The organism is Sphingomonas sp., from assembly GCF_039594485.1.
In the GTDB taxonomy this organism is placed as follows: Bacteria; Pseudomonadota; Alphaproteobacteria; order Sphingomonadales; family Sphingomonadaceae; genus Sphingomonas.
Map to the genome: position 1 here is coordinate 123,314 of NZ_JBCNNI010000007.1, position 16,823 is coordinate 140,136.

17 protein-coding genes are annotated in these 16,823 nt (G+C 66.5%); 5 read left to right on the top strand and 12 right to left on the bottom strand.

The genetic code is table 11. The features are described 5' to 3' along the window. Positions 1 to 54: 54 nt before the first annotated feature. The 5 genes from egtD to gluQRS are packed head-to-tail and all read right to left on the bottom strand — an operon-like array spanning position 55 to position 4,017. A complete protein-coding gene (gene egtD, locus ABDV78_RS04945) occupies positions 55 to 1,032 on the bottom strand; it encodes an L-histidine N(alpha)-methyltransferase (protein WP_343526150.1) in 978 nt (325 codons plus the stop codon). A gap of 3 nt (positions 1,033 to 1,035) precedes the next feature. Beyond that, positions 1,036 to 2,307 (bottom strand): ergothioneine biosynthesis protein EgtB, encoded by a 1,272-nt coding sequence (gene egtB / locus ABDV78_RS04950; protein WP_343526151.1) that lies wholly within the window; start codon positions 2,305 to 2,307, stop codon positions 1,036 to 1,038. A 40-nt stretch (positions 2,308 to 2,347) separates the two neighbouring features. Continuing rightward, positions 2,348 to 2,911: a cob(I)yrinic acid a,c-diamide adenosyltransferase gene (locus ABDV78_RS04955; RefSeq protein WP_343526152.1), complete on the bottom strand. Its 564-nt coding sequence runs from the start codon at positions 2,909 to 2,911 to the stop codon at positions 2,348 to 2,350. Positions 2,912 to 2,915: 4 nt separating this feature from the next. Then, entirely contained in the window at positions 2,916 to 3,143 is a 228-nt protein-coding gene (locus ABDV78_RS04960) for a twin transmembrane helix small protein (protein ID WP_343526153.1), read from the bottom strand. Positions 3,144 to 3,153: 10 nt separating this feature from the next. Further along, a complete protein-coding gene (gluQRS, locus tag ABDV78_RS04965) occupies positions 3,154 to 4,017 on the bottom strand; it encodes a tRNA glutamyl-Q(34) synthetase GluQRS (RefSeq protein ID WP_343526154.1) in 864 nt (287 codons plus the stop codon). Between the two features lie 110 nt (positions 4,018 to 4,127). Between gluQRS and ABDV78_RS04970 the strand changes: the two genes are divergently transcribed. Beyond that, the gene (locus ABDV78_RS04970; protein WP_343526155.1) at positions 4,128 to 4,694 is read left to right on the top strand and encodes an HNH endonuclease; all 567 of its coding nucleotides are present in this window, start codon (positions 4,128 to 4,130) and stop codon (positions 4,692 to 4,694) included. An 18-nt stretch (positions 4,695 to 4,712) separates the two neighbouring features. After that, positions 4,713 to 5,156 (top strand): hypothetical protein, encoded by a 444-nt coding sequence (locus tag ABDV78_RS04975; RefSeq protein ID WP_343526156.1) that lies wholly within the window; start codon positions 4,713 to 4,715, stop codon positions 5,154 to 5,156. A gap of 44 nt (positions 5,157 to 5,200) precedes the next feature. Here the strand turns inward: ABDV78_RS04975 and ABDV78_RS04980 are convergent, their stop codons facing one another. Further along, the gene (locus ABDV78_RS04980) at positions 5,201 to 5,827 is read right to left on the bottom strand and encodes a DUF1826 domain-containing protein (protein WP_343526158.1); all 627 of its coding nucleotides are present in this window, start codon (positions 5,825 to 5,827) and stop codon (positions 5,201 to 5,203) included. A gap of 112 nt (positions 5,828 to 5,939) precedes the next feature. Continuing rightward, positions 5,940 to 6,404 (bottom strand): hypothetical protein, encoded by a 465-nt coding sequence (locus tag ABDV78_RS04985; protein WP_343526159.1) that lies wholly within the window; start codon positions 6,402 to 6,404, stop codon positions 5,940 to 5,942. 317 nt (positions 6,405 to 6,721) lie between these two features. Here ABDV78_RS04985 and ppc point away from each other — a divergent pair, with 317 nt between their 5' ends. Beyond that, positions 6,722 to 9,397: a phosphoenolpyruvate carboxylase gene (gene ppc, locus ABDV78_RS04990; protein WP_343526160.1), complete on the top strand. Its 2,676-nt coding sequence runs from the start codon at positions 6,722 to 6,724 to the stop codon at positions 9,395 to 9,397. 5 nt (positions 9,398 to 9,402) lie between these two features. Beyond that, positions 9,403 to 9,807: an OsmC family protein gene (locus ABDV78_RS04995; protein WP_343526161.1), complete on the top strand. Its 405-nt coding sequence runs from the start codon at positions 9,403 to 9,405 to the stop codon at positions 9,805 to 9,807. 15 nt (positions 9,808 to 9,822) lie between these two features. On the opposite strand, the gene ABDV78_RS05000 is transcribed toward ABDV78_RS04995, so the two are convergent. From ABDV78_RS05000 to ABDV78_RS05020, 5 genes are all read right to left on the bottom strand, one after another. After that, entirely contained in the window at positions 9,823 to 10,320 is a 498-nt protein-coding gene (locus ABDV78_RS05000) for a methylated-DNA--[protein]-cysteine S-methyltransferase (protein ID WP_343526162.1), read from the bottom strand. A gap of 49 nt (positions 10,321 to 10,369) precedes the next feature. Continuing rightward, positions 10,370 to 10,762 carry an acyl-CoA thioesterase gene (locus ABDV78_RS05005; protein WP_343526163.1) on the bottom strand — a complete coding sequence of 131 codons (393 nt, stop codon included), beginning with the start codon at positions 10,760 to 10,762 and terminating at the stop codon, positions 10,370 to 10,372. Then, the gene (locus tag ABDV78_RS05010; RefSeq protein ID WP_343526165.1) at positions 10,759 to 11,364 is read right to left on the bottom strand and encodes a DedA family protein; all 606 of its coding nucleotides are present in this window, start codon (positions 11,362 to 11,364) and stop codon (positions 10,759 to 10,761) included. Before ABDV78_RS05010 ends, ABDV78_RS05005 begins: the two co-directional genes overlap by 4 nt. Next, positions 11,340 to 13,409 (bottom strand): S9 family peptidase, encoded by a 2,070-nt coding sequence (locus tag ABDV78_RS05015; RefSeq protein WP_343526166.1) that lies wholly within the window; start codon positions 13,407 to 13,409, stop codon positions 11,340 to 11,342. The genes ABDV78_RS05010 and ABDV78_RS05015 overlap by 25 nt, the downstream gene beginning before the upstream one ends. Positions 13,410 to 13,601: 192 nt before the next feature. After that, the gene (locus tag ABDV78_RS05020; RefSeq protein ID WP_343526167.1) at positions 13,602 to 14,702 is read right to left on the bottom strand and encodes a glycoside hydrolase family 43 protein; all 1,101 of its coding nucleotides are present in this window, start codon (positions 14,700 to 14,702) and stop codon (positions 13,602 to 13,604) included. A gap of 129 nt (positions 14,703 to 14,831) precedes the next feature. On the opposite strand from ABDV78_RS05020, the gene ABDV78_RS05025 reads away from it, so the two are divergent. Further along, a complete protein-coding gene (locus tag ABDV78_RS05025) occupies positions 14,832 to 16,622 on the top strand; it encodes an aminopeptidase P family protein (RefSeq protein ID WP_343526168.1) in 1,791 nt (596 codons plus the stop codon). The last annotated feature ends 201 nt before the right edge of the window (positions 16,623 to 16,823 follow it).

Here is a 16,823-nt window from a genome sequence, read left to right on the forward strand (position 1 = left end):
GGCGAATGGCCCGTAGTGACACGGGGCACCTGGGAAAGAGAAACCGCGCCGCGTTCAGGGCGCGAGGCGAGCCGGCTGCGCCTCGGCCAGATAGACGCTGAACAATTCGTCGGGATCGCTCCATTGGGCCACCGGGGTCCAGCCGCCCGCGCGCAACAGGATCTTGGCATCGCGCGGGCCATATTTGTGGCTGTTCTCGGTATGGATCGTCTCGCCCGCCACCATGGCAAAGGGACGCCCCTCGATGGTGAAGTCGACGTCCCGCGTCGCGGCGAGGTGCATCTCGATCCGCGAGCGCTCGTCATTCCACACCGCGCGGTGGCGGAAGGCGTCCACCGGAATGGTGCCGTCCAGTTCGCGGTTGATCCGGTCGAGCAGGTTGCGGTTGAAGGCCGCCGTCACCCCTTGCGCATCGTCATAGGCGGGAACCAGGATGTCGCTGGGCTTGGCGCGGTCCATCCCGATCAGCAGCATCGCCCCCTCACCCAGCGATCCGCGCATCGCGCGCAGCAGGTCGGTCGCCATGGCGGGCGTCATGTTGCCGATGGTCGATCCGGGAAAGAAGCCCAGCTTCGGCAGGTCCGCCACCATCGCGGGCAGCGTCAGCGGATGCAGGAAATCGCCCTCCAGCGGGTGGATCGGCAGATCCGGGAACGCCTGTTGCAGGTTGCGGGCGGATTCGCGCAGGAAGTCGCCCGAAATGTCGATCGGCACATAGGCGGACGGCGCGACGCAGCGCAGCAGCACCGGCGTCTTCGTCGACGACCCCGATCCGAACTCGACGACCGCGCGCCCCTTGCCGACATGCGCGAGAAGGTCCGGGCACATCCCCTCCAGGATCGCGGTTTCGGTGCGGGTGGGATAATATTCGGGCAGGTCGGTGATCGCCTCGAACAGCTCCGACCCCTTGCGGTCATAGAACCAGCGGGCGGGAATGGCGCGGGGGCGACGCTCCAGTCCGGCAAGGACATCGGCGCGGAAGGCGGGGTCGGTCAGCGACATCTGGCCATCCTCGATCTCGGGCTTCAGCATGGGTTACAGGTCCTTTGCCAGGCGGACGCCGGTGAACTGCCAGCGTTGATGGGGGTAGAAGAAGTTGCGGTAGCTGGCGCGCGCATGGCCGCGCGGGGTCGCGCAACTGCCGCCGCGAAGGACGAACTGCCCGTTCATGAACTTGCCATTATATTCGCCGACCGCGCCCTCGACCGCGCGGAAGCCGGGATAGGGGCGATAGGCGCTGCCGGTCCATTCCCAGACATCGCCGAAAAAGGCCGGACCACCGCCCGACGGACGCGGCTCGACCGCACCGCCCGCCTCCATCTGGTTGCCGCCCGCCGGGTCATGCGACGCGGCGGCGGCTTCCCATTCCATCTCGGTGGGCAGCCGCGCGCCCGCCCAGGTGGCAAAGGCATCCGCCTCGTAGAAGCTGACATGCGTGACCGGGGCGGCGGGATCGATCGCGCGCCGTCCGTCGAGCCCGAACCGGGTCCAGCCGCCATCGCGGTCTTCCCAATAGAGCGGCGCGACGATCCCTTCCGCCTTCACCCAGGCCCAGCCGTCCGACAGCCACAAACGCGAATCGCGATAGCCGCCATCGGCGATGAACTGCATCCATTCGCGATTGGTGATCGTCCGGTCGGCGATGGCATGGGGGTGGAGCAGCACGTCATGGCTCGGCCCTTCGCAATCAAAGGCGAAACCCTGTCCGTCATGGCCGATCCGGGCGATCCCGGCCCTCCCCTCGATCCAGCCGATCGGGTCGGGCATGATGACCGGGGCCTTGGGCGCGGGCGGATAAAGCGCGGGCTCCAGCGGGTTTTCGGAGAACAGGTGCAGGATGTCTGTTACGAACAGTTCCTGATGCTGCTCCTCATGATGGCATCCCAGCGCGACCAGTTCGCGGGCGGCGGCGGGCAGATCGGGCAAGGCGGCCAGCAGGGCGGCATCGACATGCGCGCGATACGCCCGCACCTCGTCCAGCGTCGGCCGGGTGATCATCCCCCGGCGGTGACGCGCATGGCGCTTCCCCTCCGCCTCGTAATAGCTGTTGAACAGGAAGGGGAAACGCAAATCGTGAAGCGCGTAGCCCGGCACATGGTCGCGCAGCACGAAGGTTTCGAAGAACCAGGTCGTATGCGCCATGTGCCATTTGGCGGGCGATGCGTCGGGCATGGACTGGACGCTGGCATCGGCATCCGACAGGGGCTCGGCCAGCGACTGGGTCAGGTCGCGAACCGAGCGATAGCGGGATGCAAGCGCGTCGGCAGGCGTCGTGGCCGTCGCGGGTGACGGGACGATGGTTGGCATTCGGGTGCTCCCCGGATTGTGGGGAACATCGACCGGCCCTTTACCGTGTCGACCGTACCCCTCCTGGAACCCAAAGAACGTCCGATGCGCCGTTTTGGTTCACCACCCGCGCGGCGACGAACAGCCAGTCCGACAATCGGTTGAGATAGGCGAGCGCGGCCGCATTGACCGCCTCATGCCCGGCCAATGCCACGCCCGCCCGCTCCGCCCGCCGCGCGATCGCCCGCGCCAGGTGGAGATGCGCCGCCGCCGACGTGCCACCGGGCAGGATGAAGCTGGTCAGCGGCGACAGGCCCGCATTCATCGCATCGATCTCCGCCTCCAGGCGCGCGACCTGTTCGGGCAGGATGCGCAGCGCGCCCTCCACTTCGCCGGGTGTCGCCAGGTCCGCGCCCAGATCGAACAGGTCGTTCTGGATCCGCGTCAATTGCGCGGCGATCGCGCCCTCGACCGAAAGCAGCGCGACGCCGATCGCGCTGTTCGCCTCGTCCACCTCGCCGATCGCGACCATCCGCGCATCCGCCTTGGACCGGCGCGATCCGTCGACCAGCCCCGTCGTGCCCGCATCGCCGGTGCGGGTGTAGATCTTCGTCAGCTTGACCAAGGGATCAGGTCCGCCCCGCCAGGAAGAGCAACAGCACGACGACGGTGATCGCCAGCGCCTGGAAGAAGATGCGCTGCTGCATCATCCGGTTGGACTTGAGCTGCGAGGCGGTCGGCCCCTCGCCTCGGACCTCGGCCGAAGCCTCTTGCAGAAAGGTGATGATGCCGCGCACCAGCGCGACGACGGTGGCGAGCATCGCGGCGATCAGCAGGATCACGAGAAAGGTGGTCATGCGGGGAAGCTTACGCCTCCCCCAGCCGAAATCCAGCGGGAAGCATATTGCGGCGCAGCGCATCCGCCAGCCCGCGCCCGTCGAGCCCTTCCTCGCGCATCGTCGCCAGCGCGGGCGCGCCGTGCCGCTTGGCCAGACGCTGCCCATCCGCCCCGACGATCAGCGGGTGGTGGTGATAAAGCGGCGTCGGCAGCCCGAGCAGGGATTGCAGCAGCCGATGAACATGGGTCGCCTCGAACAGGTCGACCCCGCGCACCACATCGGTCACGCCCTGCGCCGCATCGTCCACCGTCACCGCCAGATGATAGCTGGCGGGCGCATCCTTGCGCGCCAGGATCACATCGCCCTGGGCGAGCGTATCGGCGGTGACGGTGCCTGCATGCTCATCCTGCCAGGTCAGCGGCCCCGCCCGCTCCACGGCTCGGGCCATGTCGATCCGCCAGCCATGCGGCTCGCCCATCCGCGCCGCCCGCCTGTCGGGCGACAGATGGCGGCAGGTGCCGGGATAGACCGGCACCGCGCCGTGCGGCGCGGACAGGCTGGCGGCGATCTCCGCACGGGTGCAGAAACAGGGATAGAGGAGATCGGCGAGCCGCCTTTGCGCATCGGCATAAAGGTCCAGCCGCTCCGACTGGAAGGACAGGTCGTCCCATTCCAGCCCCAGCCATTCGAGATCGCGAAGGATCGTCTCGACATGCTCGGGCCGACTGCGCGTGCCGTCGATATCCTCCACCCTGAGCAGGAATCGCCCACCGCCTGCCCGCGCCAGATCATGCGCCCGCACCGCCGACAGGGCATGGCCCAGATGCAATCGCCCGGTCGGACTCGGGGCAAATCGTGTTACGGGACGTGGCACGGGGGCAACTCGGCTCATCGCCCGCCCCCTTGACCGCGATTCCGATCCCATGCTGTCATAGCGCGCAGTGTCATAGCCATGTCACGCCGCTGCGCGAATAGGCCCAGCGTACCACGAAGGGAGGAGCTGTGTTTCATCCCGACCTGATCCGTCACCCGGACAGTTGTCCGGCTCTCGTGCTGAACGCCGATTATACGCCCCTGTCCTATTATCCGCTGTCGGTCTGGCCCTGGCAGACCGCGGTGAAGGCCGTGTTCCTCGACCGGGTGGATATCGTCGCCCATTATGAGCGCGAGGTGCGCAGCCCGACCGCCAAGGTCAAGCTGCCCTCGGTCATCGCGTTGAAGCAGTTCGTGAAGCCGTCCCAATTCCCGGCCTTCACCCGTTTCAACCTGTTCCTGCGCGACCGCTTCTCCTGCCAATATTGCGGATCGCACCGCGACCTGACCTTCGACCATGTCATCCCGCGCGCGCAAGGCGGGCGGACGACCTGGGAGAATGTCGTCACCGCCTGCGCCCCCTGCAACCTGAAGAAGGGCGGGCGCACCCCGCGCCAGGCCGGAATGCCGCTGCATATCGAGCCGATCCGCCCGACCAACTGGCATTTACAGGAACATGGCCGCAGCTTCCCACCCAATTATCTGCATGAAACATGGCACGACTGGCTCTATTGGGACGTTGAGTTGGACGCGTAACGAAACTGGGAGTGTCGCATGCGTAAATGGGCGATGGGTTTGGGGTTGATGGCCATGATGGCCGCCACCACCGCCTGCGGCAAGAAGGAGGAAAACCGCGCCGAGGCCGATCGCGCCGCGGCCAAAGCGGGCTTCGTGCCGCCGTCCGTCACCTCACGCGTCGATTTCGGCGGGATGATGGCGCGCCGCTTCCGCGAACTGGATCGTGACGGCAATGACATCATCACCGCCGACGAGATGCCCGCCGCCAATTCGCGGCTGCGTGAACTGGATCGCAACAAGGACGGCGAGATCACCGAAAGCGAGTTTTTCGAGGGCATGCTGGCCCGGTTCGACCGGATGGACCTGAACCGCGACGGCACCGTCACCTCGGAAGAACGCGAAGCCTCGCGCACCGAACGGCCGAGCACCCCGACCAACCCGGTGGCGTCCGGCGCGGGCGCACCGGGGAATGCGAACTGAGGTAGCGGCCCAGAACCCCGTTCCGCCACGGAGCGACCGACTTCCTAGATGAGATCGGCTTGGGGACGGCTCCGCGGCGCTCCGTCCCGATCGCAACCGCCCGGCGGATCGATCGTCAGGACAAGGCGACGCCCCTCCGCCGCGGCCATGGCGGGTTCACGACGCAGGACCAGCGGCGGGTCGAGCAGCCTGCGCCCCTTGAACACCCCCACCGCCCCGGTCGGCACCTCATAGATCGCGTCCAGCCCGTCGGCGCAGCACCATTGGATCCCAGGTCCGATATAGGTGCATGTCATGGCGAGCATGGCGTCATCGGCATCGAAGCGCCCGGCGATAGGGGTTTCGACCACCGCAAGCCGCACCCGCAGACGATCCTCGCCCGTCAACGCGGCATGACGCCGCATGAGCATGTCCAGGTCCTCGCACAGACGCGCGTACGCCGTCCCGCGATACCCGGCCTCCTGCAAGGCGGGGCCGACCGATTCGCACAAGTCGACCTCGACCGACAGATTGTCGACGGCGCTCAGGTCCAGCGTCGCCAGGGCCGATCGCAGGGGTTCCGGCACCTTCCGCCACCAGATCGCCAAGGCCGCATCGGGTCGCGCTATGCGGTCGAGCGAAGCCCGGTCATGGCCGATCGCGATCCGCCGCTCCATTCCGGGCGACCTCATCCGGCGAACCGGCGGGCTTGCGCATCGCCGATGCCGGCAGGAGCGAACGCCGATCCCATGCGACGGCCCGCGATGCGCAGCGGAAACACGATCATCAACGGCTGCGGCGGAATCAGGGCTGATAGGGGAGCGAGGATTGATGCAGGACGATCCGCACCTTCCCGTCGTCGCATTCCTTGAAAACGAAGCTCTTGTTCACGAAAATGTGGCTGTCGTCATCGCCGATGAAATGGACATTGCACTGCACGATGGCGAGGTCGCCATGCAGGATATAATCCAGCTTGCTGTACCAGACCTTGACCCATGGCTTCAGCTTGAAGCCCTTGTCGTCGGGGAAATCCTCGTTTCCGCCGACGAAATAGGAAAGAGCGCCTTCCTTGGTCGGCCGAAAGGTTTTCGCGCCGAAGGTCAGGGTCGGTTTGAACAGGACCTTCCCATGGTCATAATCATAATTGTCCGTCAGGACCTGGGTGGCGAAGGCGCGCACATCGCCGCCCTCCGCATGGACCTTGCCGACCGCAACCACATTGTCGCACCAGGTCTGCAATGCCTTGTGCATCAACTCTTCCGTAAACATGGTCGCTTTCCTTGCCGAATGAATGGGATGCCCGGCCTTCGCCCCGTGGTGCTCGGCGCGAGGCATCCGGTCCGGCACCATATGAGTCATGATATTACATTACATCAATCCCATGTAACGAATCTTTGCCGCTCGTTCGGCGGGGGGCGGGCGGGCGGGCGGGGACGGTTTGAAGCGCAATCACCGGATTGCGAAACATCGTCCAAAAATACACCATGATGCGCAATTTACAGGCACGTCGAGCGGACAATATTATACCAAACTTACCGCCTGCAATCGGTTGACGCCCGCCCTATTGCGTTGCAGCAATGGCGCCCATGACCAGCCTACCTCCGATCGCAAACAATCCCGACATCCGTTTCCTGGGCGCCCAACTGGGTGACGTGATCCGCCGTTTCGGCGGCGACGACCTGTTCGAGGCGACCGAGGCGATTCGCCGCGCCTCGGTCGACCGCTATCGGGGACTGGGCGAGGATGGCTCGGTCGACCTGCAACTCGAACGCCTGGCGCTCGACGAGACGCTGGATTTCGTGCGTGGCTTCATGCTGTTCTCGATGCTCGCCAACCTGGCCGAGGATCGGCAGGGCATCACCCGCGAACCCGGTGCCGACATCGCCGACGTGCTGGCGACCCTGGCCGACAAGGGTATCGGCCGCGACGCCGCGATGGCGCTGCTCGCCGAGGCGCTGGTCGTCCCGGTTCTGACCGCCCACCCGACCGAGGTGCGGCGCAAGAGCATGATCGACCATCGCAACCGCATCGCCGAGTTGATGGAAATGCGGGACGCGGGGCAAGAGCTGACCCCCGATGGCGACGATGTCGAGGCGGCGATCGGACGGCAGATCGCGCTGCTCTGGCAGACGCGGGTGCTGCGCCGCGAACGGCTGTACGTCACCGACGAGGTGGAGACGGCGCTGTCCTATCTGCGCGACGTGTTCCTGCCGGTGCTGCCCGCCCTCTATCAGCGCTGGGACAAGGCGTTCGGTGCACGCGTGCCCGCCTTCCTGCGCCCCGGTTCGTGGATCGGCGGCGACCGTGACGGCAACCCCTTCGTCACCGCCGAATCGCTGACCACCGCGCTTGCCCGGGCGGCCGAGGCGGTGCTGGGCCATTATTGCGAGGCGATCCACGCCCTGGGTGCCGAACTGTCAATCTCCACCGAACATGCCGAGGTGGACGAGGCCGTTCTGGCACTGGCCGAGGCGAGCGGCGACGAGGCGTCCAGCCGCTCTGACGAGCCCTATCGACGGGCGCTGTCGGGCATCTATGCCCGCCTCGCCGCGACCCATCAGGCACTGACCGGCAAGGCCGCCCCGCGCCCCGGCCGCCTGACCGGAGAGGCCTATCCCGATCCCCAGGCATTGCGCGCCGATCTGGTCGCGATCGCGCGGGGCCTGGCGGCGCGAGGCGACGGGGCGCTGGCCAGCGGCGGCGCGCTCGGGCGGCTAATCCGCGCGGTCGAGACCTTCGGCTTCCACCTCGCCACGCTCGACCTGCGACAGAATTCGGCGGTGCATGAACGCGTCGTCGCCGAACTGCTGAAAGTCGCCGGGGTCGAGGCGGATTATCTGGCGCTGGACGAGGAGGCGCGCGTCGCGCTGCTCCGTCGCGAACTCGCCAATGCCCGGCCGCTGTTCAGCCATTATGCCGACTATTCGGACGAGACCCGTTCCGAACTCGCCATCGTCCAGGCGGCCGCTGACGCCCATGCCCAATATGGGCCGAAGTGCATCACCAACTACATCGTCTCGATGGGCAAGTCGGTGTCCGACCTGCTCGAAATCAACCTGATGCTGAAGGAATTCGGCCTCTACCGGCCTGGCGAGCCCGCCACCGCCGCGATCATGGCCGTCCCCCTATTCGAGACGATCGAGGATCTGGAGGCCGGTCCCGACATCATGCGCGCCTATTTCGCGCTGCCCGAGATCGCCGCGATCGTCCGCGCCCGCGGGCACCAGGAAGTGATGATCGGCTATTCGGACTCGAACAAGGATGGCGGCTACCTCACCTCCACCTGGTCGCTGTCCAAGGCGTCGAGCGCGTTCCGCCCGGTCTTTGACGAGGCGGGGATTCGGATGCAGCTTTTCCACGGCCGCGGCGGTGCGGTCGGGCGCGGCGGCGGCAGCGCCTTCGCCGCGATCCGCGCCCAGCCGCACGACACGGTGCAGGGGCGTATCCGCATCACCGAACAGGGCGAGGTGATCGCCGGCAAATATGGCACGCGCGATTCCGCCCTGACCAATCTTGAGGTCATGGCCTCCGCCACCCTGCTCGCCAGCCTGGAGCCGGATCGGCTGTCGGCGGCGGACAATGCGCGCTTCACCGCCGCGATGGAGACACTGTCGGCGACCGCCTTCACCACCTATCGCGACCTCGTCTACGGGACCGAGGGGTTCCGCACCTTCTTCCGCCAGATGACGCCGATCGCCGAGATTGCGGGCCTGAAGATCGGCAGCCGCCCGGCCAGCCGCAAGAAGTCCGACGCGATCGAGGATCTGCGCGCCATCCCCTGGGTGTTCAGCTGGGCGCAGGCGCGCGTCATGCTGCCGGGCTGGTATGGCGTCGGCACCGCCATCGCGAACTTCGAGGACAAGGCACTGCTGGCCGACATGGCGAAGAACTGGCCCTTCTTCGCCGCGACGCTGGCGAATATGGAGATGGTGCTCGCCAAGTCGGACATCGGCATCGCCCGGCGCTATGCTGGGCTGGTCGAGGACGAAGGCCTGCGGGATTCGATCTTCGGGCGCATCCATGACGGCTGGCATCGCGCACGCGACGGCCTGCTGACCGTGACGGGGCAGGCGCGGCTGCTGTCCGACAATCCCGCTCTGGAGGCGTCGATCCGCCTGCGCCTGCCCTATATCGAGCCGCTCAACCTGCTCCAGATCGAACTGATGAAGCGCCACCGTGCGGGCGAGGACGATCCCCGCATCGGCGAGGGCATCCTGCTGTCGATCAACGGCATCGCCACCGCGCTCCGCAACAGCGGCTGACGCGGATGACCGATTTCCTCGTGCGTTATGAAGGTGGCATGCGCTGTCGGGCGGAACATCCCGACTCCGGCGCGGTGCTGGTCACCAATGCCTCTCAGGAACTGGGCGGCAGCGGCGAAGGCTTTTCGCCGAGCGACCTCCTGTCGGTGTCGCTCGGCGGCTGCGTGCTCAGCATCATGGCGATGGCGGGGCGCGTCGCCGGGCTGGACCTGGCGGGTGCGACCGCGACCGTGACCAAGGAGATGGGCAACGCACCGCGTCGGATCACGACGCTGGCCGTCACGGTGTCGGTGCCGGGGCGTTATGACGCCGCCCAGCGCAAGCGGCTGGAAACCGCGGCGGCGGCCTGTCCCGTCCATGCGGTGCTGGGCATCGACGCGCCGATCACGATCGTCTGGGAGGATCGCTGACACGCCAAGGCATCGTCATGCCAGCGCCAGCCGCTGCTCGCCCCGCTCATGGCCGAGCAGCCACTCCTTGACCGCCAGCCCGCCCGCAAACCCGGTGAGCGTCCCGTTCTTGCCGATCACCCGGTGGCAGGGCGTGACGATCGACAGCGGGTTGCGACCATTGGCCGCCCCCACTGCCCGCGACGCCCCCGGCCGGCCGATCGCAGCCGCGAGCGCGGCATAGCTGCGCGTTTCGCCATAGGGGATGGCGTTCAGGCCGGTCCATACCGCCTTCTGGAAATCGGTGCCGACAGGATCGAGCGGCAGGTCGAATGCCCGTCTTTGCCCGTCGAAATAGTCGGTCAACTGGCGCACCGTCTCCGCCAGGATGGCATGTGCCGGATCGCTGCGCCGTTCGGGAAGCGGCACGCGCCCCGCCCGTTCCTCGGCCCACAGCACGGCGCGCAGCCCCTTGTCGCTTGCCACGAGAGTCAGTTCGCCGACCGGCGAGGCCATGGTGCATTCGCTCAACATGGGGCGATCCTATCCGATCGCGGTCCCGTGCGCGTCCCGCTTCTTGCGGTCAAAGTCGAAAAGGCGCGGCGATCTCCGGCGTGACGCGCAGCAGGCGTCCGGTCCGGCGATCGAGCAGCGCCCAGGTCGTGATCGCCTCCACCTTCACCTGTCCGTCCGTCCCCAGGAAGCGGACATGCCGGTCGAACCGCGCGCCCTTGGGCGGGTCGGGCACCCAGGTTTCCGCCGTCACCGTCTCCCCCGCCACGACATTGCCGCGATAGTCGATCTCGTGCCGGGTCACGACCCAGACATGGGCGGCGACATGCTCCGGGGGTGCGACCGCTTCCCAATGCGCGGTGGCGATCGCCTGAATCCACTGGACCCAGACGGCGTTGTTCACATGGCCCAGTTCATCGATATGGTCGGGGCCGGCGGCGATCTGGATCGAAAAGCGGCTCATCCCTGTTCGGTCTGTTCCTTATACCGTTGCCATATCGTACGAAAGCCCCAGCCGATCGCGGCCGCCACCATGACCAGCGCCGCCGCCATCAGGATATGGCGCAGGCTGGGACGATAGCGCGCCGCCAGTTCCTGGAACGCTTCGCCGAACAGATAACCGATGCCGACGAAGATCGATGCCCAGCATGCGGCGGATGCGGCGTTGACCGCGACGAACAGCCGGGTCGACACCTTGCTGGTACCCAGCGCCACGGGACTGATCGTGCGCAGGCCATAAAGGAAGCGAAAGGCGAAGATGAAGCCGACCGGATAACGCTCCATCATCTTGGTGACGCGGGCATAGACCCGTCGCTGGCGCAATTTGCGCACCCAGCGCCCGTCACGCGACCGGCGGCCGATGGTGAAGAAGATCTGGTCCGCCAGGAACGACCCGACCGCCGCCGCAACCAGCGCGGCGGGCCAGCCGATCAGCCCCTGATGGGCGAGGATGCCGCCGGTGACGACCGCCGTCTCGCCCTCCAGCCCCGCGCCAAGCGCGATCGCCGCCACGCCATAGCGTGCGACGATCGCCTCGATGCTCAGGATTCCACTCCCATCTGCCACAGGACGAAGGCATGTTCCTCCGCCCCCTCGCGAAGGGACTCGAACCGGCCCGACTTGCCGCCATGCCCGGCGCCCATATTGGTCTTGAGCACCAGCAGATTATCGTCGGTCTTGGTCGCGCGCAGCCGGGCGGCCCATTTGGCGGGCTCCCAATAGGTGACGCGCGGATCGTTCAGCCCGCCGGAGATGAACATCGGCGGATAGGCTTGCGGGCGGACATTGTCATAGGGGCTGTAGCTGCGGATCAGCTCGAACGCCGCCTTATCCTCGATCGGATTGCCCCATTCGGGCCATTCGCCGGGCGTCAGCGGCAGTTCGGCATCCATCATCGTGTTGAGCACATCGACGAACGGCACATCGGCGATCACCGCGCCCCACAGATCGGGGTCCGAATTGACGACCGCCCCCATCAGCTCGCCCCCCGCCGAGCGGCCCGCAATCGCGATCCGGCCCTTGGCTGTCCAGCCGCCGTCGATCAGCCCCTTCGCGACATCGACGAAATCGTGGAAGGTGTTGGTCCGCTTTTCGAGCTTGCCGTCCAGATACCATTGCTGGCCCAGATCGTCGCCGCCGCGGATATGCGCGATGGCATAGGCGAAGCCGCGATCGAGCAGGCTCATCCGGCCGGTCGAGAAACCCGGCGGGATCGCATAGCCATAGGCGCCATAGGCATAGAGGAACAGCTTGCCCGATCCGTCGCGCGGAAAGTCCTTCGGATAGACGATCGACACCGGAACCAACGTCCCGTCGCGGCCTGCGATCTTCAGCCGCTCGGTCCGGTACTTGTCGGCGTCATAGCCAGACGGGATTTCCTGCACCTTCAGCACGGTCAGGCCGCCGGTCGCCGCGTCATAATCATAGACGGTGCCCGGCGTGACCATCGATTCGTAACCCAGCCGCAGCACCGACACGTCATATTCGGGATTGTCGCCCAGCCCGGCAGTATAGCTTTCCTCGGGAAACTCGATCCGCTGCGGCACGGTCGGCGTGTCGTAACGGTGGATGGCGATACGGTCCAAACCGTCCTCGCGCCCCTCGACCACGAAGAAGTCCTTATAGCACTCCACCCCGGTCATGTAGAAATGCGGGTCGGGTCCGATCAGTTCATGCCAGTCGCCCGGCGCCTCGATCGAGGCGGTGCAGAGCCGGAATTGCGGATCCACATCGTTGGTGTGGATGAACAGCGTGCCGTCATGCTCGTCGACATCATATTCGCGGCCCTCCTTGCGGGGCGCGACCAGGATCGGTTCGGCAAGGACATTGTCGGCAGGCAGCAGCCGCACCTCGCTGGTGACATGGTCGCCGGTCGCGATGACGATCCAGTTGCGCGCCGAGGTTTCGGCGACGGCAACGCGGTATCCTTCGTCTTCCTCGTGGAACAGCTCGATATCGTCCGCGACATCGGTGCCCAGCCGGTGGAAGCGCGCATTGTCGGTCCGCCACTGCGCATTCGCCACGCCATAGAGGAAACCGCTATCGTCCTTCGTCCAGACGATCTCCGACAACATGCCGGGGATCACCTCGGGCAGATGCTCGCCGGTGGTCAGGTCCTTGACCCGCACCTCGAACCGTTCGGAGCCATTGTCGTCGATCGCATAGGCGAGATAGCGGCCATTGTTGCTGATCGAGAACGCGCCCAGCCGGAAATACTCCTTGCCCTCGGCCAGCGCCGGTTCGTCGAGCAGCAGTTCGTCGGGGCCGCCCGCAACCGGCTTGCGCCACCATTTGCGATACTGGCCGCCCGTCTCGAACGCGGTCCAGTAGAGCCAGTCGCCGTCCCTTTGCGGCACGGAGGATTCATCCTCCTTGATCCGGCCCTTCATCTCTTCATACAGCCGGTCGATCAGCGGCTTGTGCGGGGCCATGACGCCCTCGAAATAGGCGTTCTCCGCCTCGACATAGGACAGGACGTCCTTGTCCGTGACCTCAGGGTAGGCGGGATCCTTCAGCCAGGCATAGGGATCCTCGATCGTGATCCCGTGGGCGGTGAAGCTGTGGGGGCGGGTTTCGGCGACGGGCGGGGTCAGCGCAGGGCGTTCGGTCATCGCCCGGATGTAGCCAGCCTTTGGCCCCGCCGGAAGAGGCGGGGCATGGTTTCTCCCGCCTCACCATCCTCTTGCCACGTCAACTCTCGAACAGCCGTTCATGCTGAAGGACGTCGAAGCGTACGTTCCGCGCATAGCCACGAAGGCAATTCCGTGACCTTCGACGTCCCTCAGGCTGAACGGAGGTGGGGTTTAGCCCTTCCACCCATCGACCAGCGTCCAGCTATCCCGCCAGTGCAGCACCGGCATCTCGCCCTCCCATTCCACCGGCAACCACACATAGCGCCCGTCGATCGCATTTTCGGGCCGCCAGCGATCGGCCATGAAGATGAAGCGCGGCGCCGCCCCCGGCCGCTCGGGCGGCAGCGGCAGGACGAAAGTCGATTGCGAGTGGAAGGTCGTCTTCTGGTCCACCTCGCTCCCACGCACCGGATTGCCCAGCGAGCGCCACGGCCCCGTCACCCGGTCCGCGACATAGACCCGCCCCGGATTGGGCCGCCAGCCGGTCAGGCCCGAGGCGAACATGTAATAGCGCCCCTTGGCCTTGAAGAGCGCGGGCGCCTCGTTCCCGCCATCGGGCAGCGCACGGACATAATAGCCGTCATGCCGCGTCCAGTCGGGCGCGAGCCGCGCGATCTGAAGCGTGTCATTCTCTTCCGAGGCATAGATGTGCCAGGCGGTATCGCCATCGACGAAGATCGTCATGTCCCGCGCCATCTGCCCACCCGCAAAGTCCCGCGCGAGGATCGTGCCCGCTGCCTTGTCCTCGGGCGTCGCATTGGCGGGCCAGATGCCCGGATTGACGCGGCCCGCGCGCAGGAAGCGAAAAGGCCCCTGCGGCCGGTCGGCGATGGCGACACCCGCCTGCGCCGCGCCGTAACCCTGCCCCTTCAGTTCCAGATGGAACCACATCACGAATTTGCGGGTCCGTCGATTATAGACGACCTTGGGCCGCTCCAGGATACAGCCGCGCGCAATCGGACTCGCGGGATCGTCCGAAACGGGCAGCGCGATTCCCTCGTCGCGCCAGTTCACCAGATCGGTCGAGCTATAGGCGTGAACACCGACCAGTGCGGTATTGCCTCCTTCGCCCTCGGTCTTGTGCTCGCCATGCCACCACCAGCGTCCGCCGTGGCGCAGCAGCCCGCCGCCATGCGCGTTGATCATCACCCCGTTGGTGTCGTTCCAGACCTCTCCCGGCCGAAACATGTCGGGCACCGCCGCGCGTGCGGTTCCCCCCACCAGCGCCGCCGCGCCCGCTCCCACCAAGATGCTCCGCCGGTCGATCATCATCCACTCCCTAAAACTGCCACCGGCCAGGATCGTATATCGTCTGACAAATAGCTCAAGTCGCTAGAGGCTCGACGCTGTCGGGGTGGAGGGCTAGACCGGCCTCGTTTCCATTGCTGTCAGGCCTCTTCCATGTCCCATTCCGCCCGCCTTGCCGCCCTTCGCGCCGAACTGGCGACGCTTGGACTCGACGGTTTCATCGTGCCGCTGACCGACGAGCATATGAGCGAATATGTCGGCGACTATGCCCAGCGGCTGGGCTGGCTGACCGGGTTCGGCGGGTCGGCGGGAACGGCGGTGGTGCTGGCGGACAAGGCGGCGATCTTCACCGATGGCCGCTACACGCTCCAGGTCCGCGAGCAGGTGTCGGGCGAGGATTACGCCTATATCCCCGTGCCGCAGGACAGCATCGCGGGCTGGCTGGGGCGCGAGACGGTGGCGGGGCAGCGGATCGGCTATGACCCATGGCTCCACACCCGCCAGCAGGTCGCCGACATGACGGCCGCGCTGGCGGACCGCGATGCCGAACTGGTCGCGGTGACGGCCAATCCGATCGATACGATCTGGACCGACCGCCCCGCCCCCTCCCCCGCCGTGCTGTCGGTGCAGAGCGATGCGGTGGCGGGCGAAGGCTCGGCGGCCAAGCGCGCGCGGATCGGCGAATGGCTGGCCGAACAGCGCGCCGATGCGGTGGTGCTGTCGGCGCTCGATTCGATCGCCTGGGCGCTGAACGTGCGCGGCACCGACGTCGCGCATACGCCGGTCGCCCTGTCCTATGCGATCGTCCATGCGGATGGCGAAACCGACCTGTTCGTCGCCCCAGAGAAGATCACGCCCGAGGTTCGCGCGCATCTGGGCAATGCCGTGCGGCTGCACGACCGGGCCGCGTTCGAGGGCTATCTGGGCGGTTTCGCGGGCAAGCGCGTGGTCGCCGATCCCGAACGCGCGGTGGCCGCGATCGCGCAAGGACTGGAGGCGGGCGGGGCCAAGGTGCTGGCGCTGCGCGACCCGGTGGTGCTGACCAAGGCGATCAAGAATCCGGCCGAGGTCGCCGGGCACCGCGCCGCCTCGGTCCGTGACGGAGCGGCGATGGTGAAGTTCCTCCGTTGGGTGGAGGTGGAATGCGCCAAGGGTGGTCAGACCGAACTGTCCGCCGCCGCGCAGTTGCTGGCATTCCGCGAGGCGACGGGGCTGCTGAAGGATACCAGCTTCTCGACCATCTCGGCGACCGGCGCGCATGGCGCGAGCCCGCATTACCATGTCACCGAGGAGTCGAACGCGGCGATCGAACCGGGCCAGCTCTTCCTGATCGATTCGGGTGGGCAATATCAGGACGGCACCACCGACATCACCCGCGTCATGCCGATCGGCGCGCCGACGGACGAGATGCGCGACCGCTTCACCCGCGTTCTCAAGGGGCATATCGGTTTGGCCACCGCCGTCTTCCCGGACGGCACGCTGGGCGGGCATCTGGACTCGCTGGCGCGGCGGCCGCTCTGGGAGGCCGGGCTGGACTATGCGCATGGCACCGGGCACGGCATCGGCGCGTATCTGTCGGTGCATGAGGGGCCGCAGCGTATCGCCGCGCCCAACTATCCCGGCGGTGCCGCGATGGAGCCGCTGCGCGCAGGGATGATGCTGTCCAACGAGCCGGGTTATTACAAGGCGGGCGAATATGGCATCCGCATCGAGAATCTGGTGCTGGTCGAACCGCGTGAGATTGCGGGTGCGGACCGCGACATGCTGGGCTTCCAGACGCTGACCCTCTGCCCGATCGAACGGACGCTGATCGTGGCGGACCTGTTGACCGAGGGAGAGCGCGACTGGCTCAACGCATACCATGCGCGGGTGGCGGAGGTTCTGGCACCCGAGCTTGAGGGCGCGGATCGCGACTGGCTGTTGGAGAAGTGTGCCGCGATTTGATTTTCACGCGAAACCGCGATGACGCGAAGAAGAAAAGAAAGGTTGGTTCGCGCGGAGGCGCGGAGACGCGGAGGTTGTCCCCCGTCAGCACCACTGGCACAGATTTGAGGTTGTGAGTTGAGGAGGATCTGGGCTTCGTCGCAGTGACGAAGGAACGAAGATGAAGCCCAGATCCTCCAACGTGAAATTGCCAGCGAAGGC

Bases quoted from the DNA above. Each gene is read 5' to 3' on its own strand.
- egtD (WP_343526150.1), bottom strand. From the start codon at position 1,032: ATGCTGAAGCCCGAGATCGAGGATGGCCAGATGTCGCTGACCGACCCC.
- egtB (WP_343526151.1), bottom strand. From the start codon at position 2,307: ATGCCAACCATCGTCCCGTCACCCGCGACGGCCACGACGCCTGCCGAC.
- ABDV78_RS04960 (WP_343526153.1), bottom strand. From the start codon at position 3,143: ATGACCACCTTTCTCGTGATCCTGCTGATCGCCGCGATGCTCGCCACC.
- gluQRS (WP_343526154.1), bottom strand. From the start codon at position 4,017: ATGAGCCGAGTTGCCCCCGTGCCACGTCCCGTAACACGATTTGCCCCG.
- ABDV78_RS04975 (WP_343526156.1), top strand. From the start codon at position 4,713: ATGCGTAAATGGGCGATGGGTTTGGGGTTGATGGCCATGATGGCCGCC.
- ABDV78_RS04980 (WP_343526158.1), bottom strand. From the start codon at position 5,827: ATGAGGTCGCCCGGAATGGAGCGGCGGATCGCGATCGGCCATGACCGG.
- ABDV78_RS04985 (WP_343526159.1), bottom strand. From the start codon at position 6,404: ATGTTTACGGAAGAGTTGATGCACAAGGCATTGCAGACCTGGTGCGAC.
- ppc (WP_343526160.1), top strand. From the start codon at position 6,722: ATGACCAGCCTACCTCCGATCGCAAACAATCCCGACATCCGTTTCCTG.
- ABDV78_RS04995 (WP_343526161.1), top strand. From the start codon at position 9,403: ATGACCGATTTCCTCGTGCGTTATGAAGGTGGCATGCGCTGTCGGGCG.
- ABDV78_RS05000 (WP_343526162.1), bottom strand. From the start codon at position 10,320: ATGTTGAGCGAATGCACCATGGCCTCGCCGGTCGGCGAACTGACTCTC.
- ABDV78_RS05005 (WP_343526163.1), bottom strand. From the start codon at position 10,762: ATGAGCCGCTTTTCGATCCAGATCGCCGCCGGCCCCGACCATATCGAT.
- ABDV78_RS05015 (WP_343526166.1), bottom strand. From the start codon at position 13,409: ATGACCGAACGCCCTGCGCTGACCCCGCCCGTCGCCGAAACCCGCCCC.
- ABDV78_RS05020 (WP_343526167.1), bottom strand. From the start codon at position 14,702: ATGATGATCGACCGGCGGAGCATCTTGGTGGGAGCGGGCGCGGCGGCG.
- ABDV78_RS05025 (WP_343526168.1), top strand. From the start codon at position 14,832: ATGTCCCATTCCGCCCGCCTTGCCGCCCTTCGCGCCGAACTGGCGACG.